Annotated in this window: 9 protein-coding genes; 2 read left to right on the top strand and 7 right to left on the bottom strand. The window is 73.1% G+C overall.

Annotated features, from left to right (window positions below; translation table 11 throughout):
* Positions 1–207 precede the first annotated feature (207 nt).
* The 3 genes from AC6EXY_RS29685 to AC6EXY_RS29675 all read right to left on the bottom strand — a co-directional run bounded on the left by AC6EXY_RS29685 (position 208) and on the right by AC6EXY_RS29675 (position 2,039).
* Complete coding sequence (locus AC6EXY_RS29685) at positions 208–615, bottom strand: PIN domain-containing protein (protein ID WP_101834608.1); 408 nt, start codon at positions 613–615, stop codon at positions 208–210.
* Positions 600–863, bottom strand: coding sequence for a type II toxin-antitoxin system Phd/YefM family antitoxin (locus AC6EXY_RS29680; RefSeq protein ID WP_101834610.1), 264 nt, complete (start codon positions 861–863; stop codon positions 600–602). Before AC6EXY_RS29680 ends, AC6EXY_RS29685 begins: the two co-directional genes overlap by 16 nt.
* A gap of 291 nt (positions 864–1,154) precedes the next feature.
* Entirely contained in the window at positions 1,155–2,039 is an 885-nt protein-coding gene (locus AC6EXY_RS29675) for an SDR family NAD(P)-dependent oxidoreductase (protein WP_499818582.1), read from the bottom strand.
* Positions 2,040–2,168: 129 nt separating this feature from the next.
* Between AC6EXY_RS29675 and AC6EXY_RS29670 the strand changes: the two genes are divergently transcribed.
* Positions 2,169–2,768, top strand: a complete 600-nt coding sequence (locus tag AC6EXY_RS29670) for a PadR family transcriptional regulator (RefSeq protein ID WP_499818583.1) — start codon at positions 2,169–2,171, stop codon at positions 2,766–2,768.
* A gap of 325 nt (positions 2,769–3,093) precedes the next feature.
* Here AC6EXY_RS29670 and AC6EXY_RS29665 read toward each other — a convergent pair whose 3' ends face one another.
* From AC6EXY_RS29665 to AC6EXY_RS29655, 3 genes are read right to left on the bottom strand one after another with little or no spacing between them, the layout of a single operon-like run.
* Positions 3,094–4,281 carry a hypothetical protein gene (locus tag AC6EXY_RS29665; RefSeq protein ID WP_499818584.1) on the bottom strand — a complete coding sequence of 396 codons (1,188 nt, stop codon included), beginning with the start codon at positions 4,279–4,281 and terminating at the stop codon, positions 3,094–3,096.
* A gap of 7 nt (positions 4,282–4,288) precedes the next feature.
* Positions 4,289–7,363, bottom strand: a complete 3,075-nt coding sequence (locus AC6EXY_RS29660) for a DEAD/DEAH box helicase (RefSeq protein WP_499818585.1) — start codon at positions 7,361–7,363, stop codon at positions 4,289–4,291.
* Positions 7,360–8,970, bottom strand: coding sequence for a hypothetical protein (locus tag AC6EXY_RS29655; RefSeq protein ID WP_499842439.1), 1,611 nt, complete (start codon positions 8,968–8,970; stop codon positions 7,360–7,362). The genes AC6EXY_RS29660 and AC6EXY_RS29655 overlap by 4 nt, the downstream gene beginning before the upstream one ends.
* A gap of 241 nt (positions 8,971–9,211) precedes the next feature.
* Here AC6EXY_RS29655 and AC6EXY_RS29650 point away from each other — a divergent pair, with 241 nt between their 5' ends.
* Positions 9,212–9,637 carry a hypothetical protein gene (locus AC6EXY_RS29650; RefSeq protein ID WP_499818587.1) on the top strand — a complete coding sequence of 142 codons (426 nt, stop codon included), beginning with the start codon at positions 9,212–9,214 and terminating at the stop codon, positions 9,635–9,637.
* A gap of 30 nt (positions 9,638–9,667) precedes the next feature.
* Here the strand turns inward: AC6EXY_RS29650 and AC6EXY_RS29645 are convergent, their stop codons facing one another.
* Complete coding sequence (locus tag AC6EXY_RS29645) at positions 9,668–12,820, bottom strand: tetratricopeptide repeat protein (RefSeq protein ID WP_499818588.1); 3,153 nt, start codon at positions 12,818–12,820, stop codon at positions 9,668–9,670.
* Between the last annotated feature and the right edge of the window lie 205 nt (positions 12,821–13,025).

Here is a 13,025-nt window from a genome sequence, read left to right as displayed (position 1 = left end):
AGCCGGCCCGCGAGCCCCTCGAATGCTTCAAGCCACCCGTCGGGGTCTACGCTGGGGCACACGGCCACCGGCTGATCTTCACGTGTCGTCACAAACCGCGAGGATCTCCGGTGGTCCTTTTCGTTCCCGGGCCAGGGTCCCTGCTCAGCCCCGCCGCCCAACCATGACGCACCAGACCTAAACGATCACAAAAGTCGGGCTGGAGTACTAGGAGAGTTTGACGATCTCGGCGCTGACCCCTGTCAGCTGGTCGAAACCGGCGCTGGCGTCCGTGGTGATCAGGACGCGGCTGGTCGCGGCCGCGGTGGCCGCGATCATCATGTCGTTGGCTGACCGCGGCCGTCCCCCCGCCATTGCGGCGACCGCCAGGCGTGCGTGCACCCGTGCCACGCCGATGGTGTAGGGCTCGACGGGAAGGCTTGCCAGAATTGCCTCGACGTGAACGGCGCGGGCTTGACGACGTGCCTCGTCCGCGCGTTCGACGCCGACCAGAAGCTCCATCGCGGTGATCGCGGCGATGGCGGCATCGTCGAGGCCGAGGACCGCGTCCACGTCGAGCCTGCCACGCTCGATCGCGATGAGAACACCCGTATCGACGATCACTCGCCGGGCCATGTGCGCACCTCATCGGTGAAGGCTGAACGCAGTTCGTCGTGCACGCGCTCGAGGTCGTCGGCGAACCCGGCATCCGTCGGATTGTCGCGCAGCGCGGCCTTGAGCCGGTCGGCGGACGTGCGCCGTTCGGGGATGAGTCGGCCGACCGGGAGCCCGTCGCGGGTGATGACGACGGTCTCGCCGTGCTCGACGGCGTCGAGGATGGCGGCGAAGCTTCTCGCCGCGTGAGTGGCAGTCACCGCGATCATGATTACATACTATCTGATTTGATCTAGGTGTCGCAGGTGTCACGGCTGTGTGGAGAGTCAGCCGGGCGTGGATCTCGGCGGTCCGGCGCCGGTGGCGCGGGCATGGAGAGGTGCCGTTCGAGTACCGCCTCCTGCGCGAGGCCGGCCTGACATCCACCACGGTCGAGGGCCGCCGCCGCATTGTCACCATCCGTCACGATGACCTGGAGGCCCGCTTCCCCGGCCTGCTCGCCGCCGTCCTCTCGCCGGTGGATCGGGACGAGCGGGCCGACGCTCCTGATCTCGACACCGTCAGGCGGCCCGGTGCTGGTGGTGGTCGGCGTGAATGCCGCGCAGGCCCAGCAGGGTGGTGAGGAGGCGTTCGCGAAGTCCGGCGGGAAGACGGACGAGGACGCTGACCGCGCGGGCATCGCCGACGACGTAACGGCGGCGCGGGGCGCGCGCGGTCACGGCCGTCGCGATGGCCCGGGCGACGGGGTCGACCGGGCCGCGCTTCAGCCGGGCGCTGGCCTGCGTCAGTGCAGCGAGCTGCGGCTGGTAGAGAGCGAGCCGGTCGGGCGCCGCGGCGCTCAGTGCCACCTTGGCCGCGGCGTCGGACCGGTCGAAGATGGCGGTCTGGGTGGTGCCGGGTTCGACGAGCACCACCGGCAGCTTCCAGGCCGCGAGCTCCACCCGCAGCGCGGCCGTCAGCGCGTCGAGGGCGGCCTTGCTCGCGGAGATCGGCCCCATGAACGGGACCGGGACGCGGGCGGACGGCGCGGTGACGTTGATGATCCGGCCGTGGCCGGCACGCAGTAGCGGCAGGAACGCCCTGGTGACGTGGGCTGGGCCGTACGTGTTCACCTCGAACTGTCGGCGCAGCTCCGCGGGCGGCACCAGCTCCAGCGGCCCCTGGACGATGATTCCGGCGTTGTTGACGACCGCCCGCAGACCGTCGCCGCCGACGGCACGGCCGACCCGCGCGGCGGCGGCCTCGACGCCCTCCGGATCGGTGACGTCCATCGTGATCACCTGTACTCCGGGCAGGTCGGCGAGTGCGCGGCTGACCTCGCTTTCGGTGCGCACCGCCGCGAACACCGGATGCCCCCGCTCGGCGAGGGCGCGTACGGCGGCCGCGCCGATCCCGCCGGCCGCGCCCGTCACCAGGACGCCGCGCCCCGCCTCACTGTCGCTCACGAGGATCTCCCCACGTCGTTTCCCTTAGGACATGTCCTTATGGACATGTCGCGGTGGCGTGCAGCATCGCACATGTCCGAGGGGACATGTCAAGATGGTTCGGTTGGAGCGATGCGCCGGGAGGTCGTGATGTCACTGCGCCACGGCCTGCTCGGGCTGCTCGCCGAAGGGCCGGCCAGCGGCTATGACCTGGCCCGACGTTTCCAGGAGGTGCTGGGGCAGGTCTGGCCGGCCCAGCATCCGAAGATCTACGCGGAACTTCGCCGGCTGGCCGACGAAGAACTCATCGAGGTCGACGCTGAGGGCCCGCGCCGCCGTAAGGCCTACCGCATCACCGATGCCGGCCTCGCCGAGATCCGCCGCTGGCTGACCACCGCCGATGTCGACCACACCATCCGGGTGCAGCCGTTGCTGCGCTCCCTGTTCTTCTGGCTCATGGATCCCGACGATCTGCGGGCCCATCTCGACGCGGAGGCGCGGTTCTTCGCCGAATCAGCGGCCCGTTACCGGATCTACGCGAAGGCCAAGGATCGCGGCGAGTTCGGCGACAGCCCGCAGTCCCGCTCCATGCGCGTGACGATCGAAGCCGGCATCCGCCTCTACGAGGCTCTCGCCTCCTGGGCCGAATGGGCAAAAACCGTCCCCCCCGCAGCCGACACGCCTACCGCTGCCGACACACCTACCGCCGTCGCCGGGCCCGACCTCGACGCCGGACCCGCGGGCACGTAGCCGCCTCCCGGGCGGGGCGAGGCCATGGTCGGCAGAGGTGGCTACTGAAGCTCGAAGCCTGGACCGATCAGCTCAGGACGACTCGCCGGTCGCCGAAGTCAGCGACGACTTCGATTCTTCCGCCGAGGGCCTCGTCGATGCGGGCGCGGTGCTCAGCGACCCTGTCCTCCCGAAGGTGGCCGCCGGATTAGCATATCGAGGGCATTGGCCAGCAGCCGCCGCGGGTCACATCCTGCCAGTCGACACGATCAAAGGTCAGGCGCCGCCGGGCAGGATATCTCGCCGAGGGCTGGGTCTCGTGGGCCGTGCGCACGGAGGATCGGGGTCAGGCGCCGGCGAGGAGGTCGAGGCGGCCGAGGAGGTGGGGGGCGTTGGTGGCGCGGGCATGGTCGCGCAGGTCGGCGAGGGCGGGGGAGGGGACCTCCAGGGCGCGGGCGGTGGGTTCGACGGCGTGGAGCAGGTCGGTGATGGTGGTGAGGTCGCGGCGGCTGGTCATCGCGAGGGCGCGGTCGCGCAGGGCGGTGCGGCGCAGGTTCTCGTCCTCGCACCAGAGCTGGGCGATGTGGTTCTTCGACAGTTCGAACGAGCCGAGGCGGTACAGCGCGAGCTTTCCGTCGCCGAAGCTGGTCCGGGGAAGGATGATGCGCCACAGGCCGGGGGGTGTCTGACGGGCGGTTCCCGTGCCGTGGGCGAACCGGGCGAGCCAGGCCGTCCAGATCTCCTGCGGGTCGCCCGCGCTTTCCGCCTCGATGAGCAAGCGGGCCGAGTCGATCTGTCGGCATACCCCGGTGAGGAACTCGTCCCGCTCGTCGGAGACGGCGCAGTAGGCGAGCAGTCCGTGCCCGGCGGTCTCGATGAGATAGCACGGCAGGTAGCCCTCGCGGGTGCCCAGTTCCTGGATCGGGCCGAGGGCTGCGGGCACGTTGTAGTCGGCGCGGTCGGGGCGGGCGGCGAGGGTCGCCACCGCGCCGGGAAGCAGCGGCGTGGGGGCGAACAGCGCACGGAAACGGGTGTAGCCGGGGGCGCGGTCCTCGGGGATCGACGGCGTCGGCAGAACGTCGATCTTGCCGTCGTAGTAGGCCCGGGGAAACGGCCAGCCGGTGAACCGCTCGAACATCAGGTGCTGGCGGCTCTCCCTGGCGACATACCGCACGCCGGCCCGCCACGAATCCGTTCCGAGTGGGGTCAGCGTCACCCGCCCGCCATCGGCGCGAAGAGCGCCGTCGAGGGTGAGGTGGCCGATCGCGGCGAGGAAGTCCAGGCAGCGGCGGACGAGGGCGGCGGGCAGGGAGAAGAAGGCGGCGAGTTCGTCCACGGTTTCCAGCCGGCCCTCGGCGACGGCGCGGACCAGAAAATGGTCGAGCACCTCGTACGCCTGCGGATCGTGCACGGACGCGCTGATCTCCACCTGCCACAGCGGCCACAGCACCGGAAACAGCCGCAGCGGGCGGACACCGGGGATCGTCGCGGCGTTCTCCAGCGCCCGCCGGGCCGGGTAGAGGACCGCCTTCACCGGCTGCTCACGGCCTGTCCCGAAGGAGTCGTCCGACCTCAGTGGAGCCGCGCAGGTCACCATTCGTCCGCAGGTAGCCGACCAGCTGACGGGCCAGCGCCGCGAAGGGCTGGTCGCCGGCGGAGCACAGCGTCTCGGTGTCGCCGACGAGAACCAGCTGCTGCTTGGCACGGGTGATGGCGACGTTGAGCCGGCGCAGCTCGGACAGGAAGCCGACGGAGCCGGTCGGATTGCTCCGGGTGAAACCGTAGACGATCAGGTCTCGTTCACCGCCCTGGAACGAGTCGACGGTACCGATGTTCTCGGTGACGCGGCCCGGGTCGCCGAGTTCGCGGGTCAGCGCCGCCTCGATCCGCGCCGCCTGCGCCTTGTACGGGACGATCACCGCCCAGTCCCCGTAGTAGCCGGCCGCGCGGGTGACGAACCCGGCGATCAGCTCGGCCTCCAGCTCGTCGACGTAGCCGCGCTGCTGCCACGGCTCGGTGGCGCGCAGCGCGCGTTCGGCCCGCTCGGAGGCGTGGCGGTCGGAGGTGTCGATCATCCCGAAGGGGCTTCGGAAGATCGGGTCGCCGCCGCCGCCGTCGTGCCGCGTCTGCAGCCGGCCCTGGTAGAAGGCGTCCGAGACGAAGCGGGCGAGCTCGACGGGCATCCGGCGCTGCAGGGTGAGCTCGACCCGCTGCGCCTGCCCGACGCGGGGAAACAGCCGCTCGAAGCCGCTCGCCGCGAGCAGCTCACCGATCTCTCGGGCGTCGTCCGGCGTCAGACCGTCGCCGCCGCTCGCGAGCTGCTGCCCCCAGCGCCGCACGTCCTCGTCGAGGAACGGCGGCAGCTGGAAGTGGTCGCCGACGAGGACCGAGCGGCGGGCCCGCACCATCGGCACCAGCATGTTCGGCGTCGAGATCTGCCCGGCCTCATCGATGATCGCCACGTCGAACACGATGTCGGTGAGCAACGGACTGCTGGCCGTCCCGACACAGGTGGTCGCCACGACCTGCGCGTAGCGGACGAGCTCGTGGCGCAGCTCGGTCTCCGCGTCGCCGATCCGGGACCGCCACTCGGCCAGCAGCACACCGCGGGCACGCACCGTCTCGACCGCACCCCTGGCCCAGGCGAGAAACCCCTCCCACCCGGCGGAGTCCGCCGCGGACCGGGCACCATCCGACGTCGCGCCGCGCCCCTCCGCGACGCTGCCGCCCTCCGCAGGGCCGCGGCCGGGCAGGGGGAGGTTGTCGGGTACCGGCAGCAGGGGCCGCAGTGCGCTGACGATGACCGTCACCGCGTGGTCCAGGTCCTGGTGGCACTCGGTGAGGGAGGCGGCCAGGTCGTCCCGTTCGGTGGTGAGCGGGGCGCAGCGCGGATCGTTCGCGGCCAGGGCGGCGGCCTGGGCGCGCAGGGACTCACGGGTGGCGACCGCGCCGGTCAGCTCCGTCTCGGCGGCGGCCCGACCAGCGCCGGCGCGGATCAGCCGGGCATGCAGCCGGCCCAGCCGCCACCGGTGCCACCAGCCCAGCGGCCCACCGGCGTCCGCGGCGGCCTGACGGACCGGGACGGCGCTACGCAGCGAGGCGAGCAGCTGGTCCAGGTGGGCGACCCGGACGCGGGCCCGGTCGTGGTCGGCGTCCGCCCGGCGGCGGGCGGAGGCGAGATCGGGGGAGAGCGCGTCCACCGCGTCGTCGAGCGCCCGCTCGGCCGCGTCCAGCGCGGTCCGCGTGTCCTCGGCGGCGGCGCGGCGGTCGACGAGATGGTCGAGCCACTGGTGCAGCACCGGCTCGTTGCGCTCGAAGGAGGCCAGCCGGTCGAGCAGGGCGGTGTCGGCGAGGATGTCCCGGCGGACGACCTCCATCAGGCTGTCGACGGTGCGGGCCCGGGCGCCGGTGGTCATCGAGCCTTCGTTGCCGACCCGCACGGCGTGGACGTCGTCCGGCAGACCGGCCAGGACGTTGTCCACCGCCCGGTTCGTGTGCGAGGTGACGAGGACCGTCTGGCCACGGGCGACGCAGGCCAGCACCATTTGGGTGATCGTCCGCGTCTTCCCGGTGCCGGGTGGGCCGAGGACCAGCAGCAGGTCGGGGACGGTCAGCGCGCGGCGGAACGCGTCGAGCTGGTTGTCGTCGAGGGCGCTGCGCGGATGGGCCGAGGCCTCCGGCTGGTAGGGCTGGAAGGCGCCGTCGACCAGGTTGTGCAGGAGGGCCGGGTTCGCGGACTCACCGTTCGCCAGGGTCTCCACCGCGGCCCGCTGCTTTCGGTAGACCAGGTCGCTGGGCAGCACCCGCAGCTCACCCTGCGGGGGAAGGGCGCGGAAGTCCACCGTCTGGTCGAAGCGGACGACGACCTCCCGGCCGTCCACCCGGACGACCCGGCCGCGCAGTTCGGGCTTGTCGGCGATCTGCACCAGCTCGTTGGCCGCGACGCCTCCCGGCCGGGCCAGATGGAACGCGTACACGCCCCGGCCGGAGAAGCGCTGCTCCCGGGTCGCCTCGCGGCGCGCGTACGGCAGCGGCGGCGCCAGTTCCTGACGAGCGACCTCGATGTCCCGGCTAGCCTCGATGACCCGTTCGACGAGGTCGAGATACCGCCGATGGTGCGGTGGGAGGCCCTGCCCCGGCACGGGTGTACCGCCGGACGCGGGGGACCCGTCCGGCGCGCTGGTGGTCAGCGCGTCCCAGGCCTGGCTGAGCTCGGCGAACTGCGACGACCAGGGCTGGTCGAAAGCGCCCCGACCGCGCGGCAGGTCGCGGACGTGCCCGAAGGCGCGCCAGCCGGACGGGCAGTGCAGCAGCAGCGCGGCGGTCGTCAGCCGGTCCTCGTCGCGGAAGGTGCGCCGGCCGACATGACCCAGCCGATACCCGTCGCCCTGCTGGGTCAGGTACAGCGAGGCGACGTGACGGCTGGTGTAGACGACGAGTCTGCGCCGGCTCGGATCGTTGCGTTCGGCCTCGAGCCGGGCGGGCAGCGCTCCGCGGGCCGACAGCTCGGTGAGCTCGTCGACGAGCCGGCCCGGCTGGCCGTCGAGCTGCTCGATCGCCCGCTGCGCGGGGATGACGGCCAGCGGCCACCGCAGCGTGACCGCACGCGTGGTCACGGCGACCGCTCCCCGGGCTCGGACTCGGGCCTGCGTCGGGGCCCGTCGACGGACAGCCGGCGCCGGCCGGCCCGCAGCCCGTCCGCCAGTTCATCGATGGTTGGCCGCTCGCCCGGGCCGACGGCGACTGCCCGGGCGAGCAGGGCGTCCACATCCTCGGGAAGCACGGCACCCACCGCGGCGCCCGCGCTGCCCGGGAGGCCGGCGCCCCAGGGAGATCGGGGTGGCGCGGGCAGCGGCGAGAGCGACGGCGGGGAGGCGGCGGGCAGACGTCCGCCGATCGCGGTGAGCACGAGCACGGCCACCTGGTACACGTCCGTCGCAGGGCCAGGAGTCCGACGCGGCACCGGCGACGGTCCACCGGCGCTACTCGCGCCACCGGCGCTATCGGCGTTGGGGTGGCGCTGCTCGGGCGCCAGGTGCGGGCCGCCCGCGCCGGGGATCTCGCGCATCCCCGCCAGACCCAGATCGCGCAGGGCCACCACCTCCCGGGCCCGGCCCGCGCGGGGAATCAGGACGTCGTCCGGTGTCAGCCAGCGGTGGGACAGGCCGCGGCGGTGCAGGTGCGCCACCGTGCGGCACAGCTGTGCGGCGTCGGCCAGCACGGTCGCCGCCGCGATCCGGTCCACCTCGCCGTGCGTCGTCCCGCCGTGCGTCGTCCCGGGGGCGAGGCGCCCGTGGACCTCCCGCCACGGCCGCCCTTCGGGCGCGGACAGGACGAGCGTCGCGTGCTCGGTGCCGCCGTCCTGGGCCAGCAGCGCGGGCAGCCCCGGGGTCGCGCCCAGCCGGCCCAGCAGCTCGGCCTGCGTCCGCAGATCGGCGAGGCGCTGGGACGCGTCGACCGTCGGGCGGCGGACACGGAGGTGACGGACGCGCGCCATCCGCGAGCCCGGCTCCAGCTCCCGGGCGGCACACGCGCGCAGCACCCAGGACCGCTGCGGGTCGGTCCACTCGGTGACCGGGTCGTGCAGCAGGTAGCTGCCCGCGGTGATCCGCAGCTCGGCGCCACCGTGCCAGCGGCCGGCAGCCGGCTCGCCGGCGTCGATCACATCCTCGTCGGGACGGACCCGCAGCCGCGTCGTGACGGCCGGGGCCGGATCCTCCTCGGAACGTCCGTAATAGACGCGTCGAATGCCGGCGCAGTCCGCCCGCATCAGCAGCGTGCGCAGCCGGGTCTCGTCCCACAGGTCGATGGGAATGCCGGTCGCCCGGGTCCGTTCCTCCCGCCAGCGGTCGAAACGCTGGGTCGTCGGGCCGTCGAGGCTGACGGGAACGCACAGCGCCCAGCCGTCGATATCGAATCCCTGGGTCGCCGCTTCCTGGCAGGCGCGTCGGAACGAGCCCCGGGCGGCGTCGAGCTGGTGCTTCCCGACGCCGTCGATGAAGTACTTGACCTGCCAGATCCGTACCCGGCCCGACAGGTCGCCGGTGAAGACGTCGATACCCCAGTCCCCGGGATTCGGCCTGACCCCGTGGGCCGGCCCGCACAGCTGGTCGACCAGGGACGTGACCATCTGCTCGAACTCGTGCCGCCCACCCGCCTCGTTGGCGCGCAGACGATGAATACGGAAGTCGATGGCCGGCAACCCAAGCGGAACGTCCTTCAACCGACCCCCTACCGGCCATGACCAGACGCGTACCGAGACCATCCACCAGCGGGGATGGTGAACCTCTGGGCAGCTTATCTGTATTCGGTGCAGTACCGTACGGAACAGTCCCGACTGTGTTGACGGGGAGAGTGGCCGGGGCGCGACCCGAAGGGCTCTCCGTCTCGCTGACGTCCCCGGGGACGGGGCACGGGTGGGAGTGGGATCATTACCGGTAGTCCCGGCCGCAGGGAGGTCCGCCATGCCCGCCAGCCCGCACGAGGAGCCGCAGCCCGATCCCGAGGCGTCGTCCGAGGCCTCGCCTGAGACGTCGTCCGAGGTTGCGTCGGCGGGCAAGCCGCTGCGGCCGGTCGACTGGGACGGCGCGTTCAGCCGCACCTGGGCCGCCCGCGACCGGGACGAGGTGATGAACCGCCTCGCCGCCGAGCAGGAGGCGGAGTGGGAGGACGAGCGGCTCTACCGTTCGATGCGGGAGAGGGCGGAGAAGCTGCGCGCCGAGTCGCTGGGGAGGGACGCGGGCGGGTCGCCGGATGACCAGCCGGCGGAGGCGAGCCGCTGGCACGGTGGGAATGAGGCGCTGCAGCGGAAGCTGGACCGGCTCGACCCGCTGGCGCGAGCGAATCCTGATGACGCAGATCGGCCCGGGGACCAATCTGATTCCCGATGACGGCGAACGCGTACCTGTGACGGCAGGCGCTTAGCGGAAGCGTTCGGACTGCGGAGGATGCTCTGGCGGAACGGGTCTTCCGGGCTGGGCGAGCCGTTCGGGCGGCGCGGAATGTTCGTAGCGGGCCTGGTCGGCGGTCTCCGCGAGGGTGCGGCGGGCGCGGACGGTGTCGGTGTGCATCGGCCCGTGGTCGCGCATCGCCTCACGGAACGCGTCTTGGTGCAGTGGCAGCGCGTCCCGAGCCCGGCCCGCCTCCCGGTAGGTGCCGGCGAGGGCGTCCCGGCTGTGCCGGGTGTCCGGGTGGTCGGAGCCCAGGGTGTGGGCGCGGACGGCGTGGACGCGTTCGTGGAGGTCGACGGCCCGGGGTAGACCGCCCACACTGCGGCGGCAGGTGTCGGCGAGTGCATCGGCGGTGCTCAGCGTGCGGGCATCGGCGACGCCGTGTGCCCGGAGCTGGTCGGAGAAGTGTCGTTCGAGCAGTGGGCGGGCCGCTTCGTGCTGCCCGGTGCTGCGGTAGGTCTCGGCGAGCAGGTAGCGGGTGTCCGTGGTGTGCGGATGCGCGCCGCCGAGAACTCGTTCGTGTCGGTCCAGCACCTGCTCCAGGTAGGGAACTGCGCCGCGCGGGTTGCCGAGCTGGCTGTGGGCCTCGGCGAGGCCCAGCCTGGTCCGGACCGTCTCCGGATGGTCGGGCCCGAGACCGGGGTGGCGTTCCCGGCCGGCCAGCGTGCGGTCGAGCAGGGGGAGAGCCTGGTCGGGCCGGCCGGCATCCAGGTGGAGGCGGGCGCGGGCGTCGACGCTGTCGAGGGTGCGGGGGTGATCAGGGCCGAGGACGCGTTCGCGGTCGGCGAGGGTTTGATCGAGTTCGCGGGCGGCATCGTCCGCGCGGCCGGCCTGACGATAGGTGATGGCGAGCTGGTGGCGGGTGTCGAGGGTGCGAGGGTGGTCGGGACCGAGGCTGCGCTCGCGTCCGGCGAGTGCGGTCTCAGCCTGGGCGAGCGCGTCGCCGGTCGCGCCATACCGTCGGTAGGCAATGGCCAGCTGGTGCCGGGTGTCGAGAGTGGCGGGATGATCCATCCCGAGGACCCGTTGGCGGTCGGTGAGGATCGGCCGTAGTAGGCCGATCGCCTTGTCATCGTGGCCGCGATCGGAGTGGAGAACTCCGAGATCATGACGACATTCCACCGTCGCGGGATGATCGGGGCCGGCCGTGCGTGCGCGATCGGCGAGGGTGCGCTCGAAGAGGTCCTGGGCGTGGTCGAGGTGGCCGGCGCGTTGGTAGGTGCGGGCGAGGGATTCGCGGCTGGTGAGGGTGTCGGGGTGGTCGGGGCCGAGGACGCGTTCGCGGTCGGTGGCGTTGCGTTCGGCCAGGGGGCCGGCGACGGCGAGGTGGTCGGCGTTGAGGGCGGCGCGCAGGTGGGTTTCGCGGGCGGTGAGGGTGTCGGGGTGGTCGGGGCCGTCGAGGCGTTCCCGGGCGGTGACGGCGCGGGCGGCCAGCGGTTCGGCCTGCTCGGGGTGGCCCTGTTCGGTCAGGTAGGCGGCGGTGTGCTCGGCGAGCCAGGCGGTGTGCGGGGTGTCGGCGGCCGGGTCGGTCGCTTCCAGGACGGCCTGGGCGTGGGGGAGGAGCTCCCGCCAGGGCGGCCAGGCGTCCGGGGTGGTGGTGACGTCCGCGGGCAGGGCGGCGTGCAGCATCCGGCCGAGCCCATCAACGAGCTCGGCGGCCTGCTCGGGGGTGGTGTGGGCGCGTACGGCGGCGCGGACGAGGGTGTGGGTCGTCAGCGCGTCGCCGTCGCGGTGCGCGAGGCCGGCGCGTTCGAGGGCGGCGGTGGTGGCGGCGAGTGCCATCGGGCTGGCCGTGGCCGCGCGCAGCCCGGCGTCGGGGATCGTCGCCGGGTCCGCGGTGAGCAGCCGCAGGGGTAGTCGGCCGGCGTCGCCGTGCGCGGCCAGGCGCAGCAGGACGGCGGCCGCGGGGCTGTCGGCGTCGAGCCGCCGGATCGCCTCGTTCCACAGGGTGGCGGTGGTGACGTCGGGCCGTCCCGGCGCTCGTCCTTCGCCGAGCGTGCCCGCCGGGTCGGTGGCCAGCTCCGCCAGGTAGTCCTCGACCTGGCCGTGCACGTCGATGAGACGATGGGCCGCCTGGTCGAGCGCCAGCGGATGATCGCCGAGGCGCTCGGCGACGCGGCCCGCCAGCGTCCGGTCGACCGCCGGCAGCCGGTCCGCGAGCAGCGCCACGGACTCGCCGCGTTCCAGCGGCCCGAGCTCGACCACCCGCCCGTTCCACGCGCCGTCGAGACGCCGGTCCCAGTCCAGCGCGGAGCCCCGTGAGGTCACCAGCACCCGTCCAGCGCCCTCTGACGGTCGCAACCAGGCCGGCAGCCGCGCGGCGTCGCCGGCGTCGTCGAGGACGAGCAGCCACCGCCCGCCGGCCTCGTCCAGCCGGGCCAGCACCGCCGCGGGCTCCGCCTGCGCGGGCAGCCCCAGGTCGGGCGCGAGCGCGCGCACCTGCTGCTCGATCTGCCCGGGCCGGCCCGCGGGCACCCACCAGACGGCCTGGAAGCCCAGTCGGTGCTGGCTGACGTATTCGGCGGCCAGGCTGGTCTTCCCGATGCCTGCGAGGCCGGTGACGGCGACCAGCCCGCCATCGCCCAGCGCCGCGTTCAGATGGTCGAGCTTGTCGGCCCGCCCGACGAACCGGGCCGCCGGCCGCGGCACGTTCCACACCGCCGGCAACTCCGCCGGGAACACCGGCCGCCCCGCCGCCCCCGGAAACACCACCGGACTGCCCCGCGCCGCCGCGAGCCTTTCGCCGCCGCTGGGCACGGCGGCCAGCAGCGCCGTCTCGGCGGCCCGCTCACCCCGCCCGACGAGATCGATCGGGGCGATCTGCCCCAGCAGCCCCGGAATCGGACGCTCGGTCACCCGCACGACGAGCAGCGGCCGCTGCGGCCCGGCGACGGGAGGGGACCAGGCCGCCCCCCACTCGGCGAGCGCCTCCGGCGAGTTCAGGTAGCCGTCGGACACCACCGCGATCGTGTAGCGCGAGTTCCGCGTCGCCGTGTCGAGCCAGGCCACCCGATGCGTCCCGGGCACCTGATCCCACACCGCGATCACGACCCGATGCCCACCGCGCTCCAGTGCGGCAGAGATCCACTCGGCCCACGGCCGCCCGTCCTCGGCATAGGACACGAAACAGTCAAAGGCGCCCCCTTCGCCCCCGACCGTCACCCGAACAGCATGGCATAGTCACGCAACATGCCTCGGAGTTGCGCGCATCGCATTCAGGTGGTTGCAATCGCCGCCGGCGATGCCGAAGTCACGCGGCCTGCGGTGCGGCGCCAGAGCCGTCCGGGCGAGGCCGAGGCATCCCCTCAGCGCCAGGCCCAGCGACAGG

This window comes from Frankia sp. RB5 (assembly GCF_059816245.1).
The sequence above is the reverse complement of the archived record's forward strand: the minus strand, read 5'-3'. Positions and strand labels throughout refer to the sequence as shown.

Bases quoted from the DNA above. Each gene is read 5' to 3' on its own strand.
- AC6EXY_RS29685 (WP_101834608.1), bottom strand. From the start codon at position 615: ATGGCCCGGCGAGTGATCGTCGATACGGGTGTTCTCATCGCGATCGAG.
- AC6EXY_RS29680 (WP_101834610.1), bottom strand. From the start codon at position 863: ATGATCGCGGTGACTGCCACTCACGCGGCGAGAAGCTTCGCCGCCATC.
- AC6EXY_RS29670 (WP_499818583.1), top strand. From the start codon at position 2,169: ATGTCACTGCGCCACGGCCTGCTCGGGCTGCTCGCCGAAGGGCCGGCC.
- AC6EXY_RS29650 (WP_499818587.1), top strand. From the start codon at position 9,212: ATGCCCGCCAGCCCGCACGAGGAGCCGCAGCCCGATCCCGAGGCGTCG.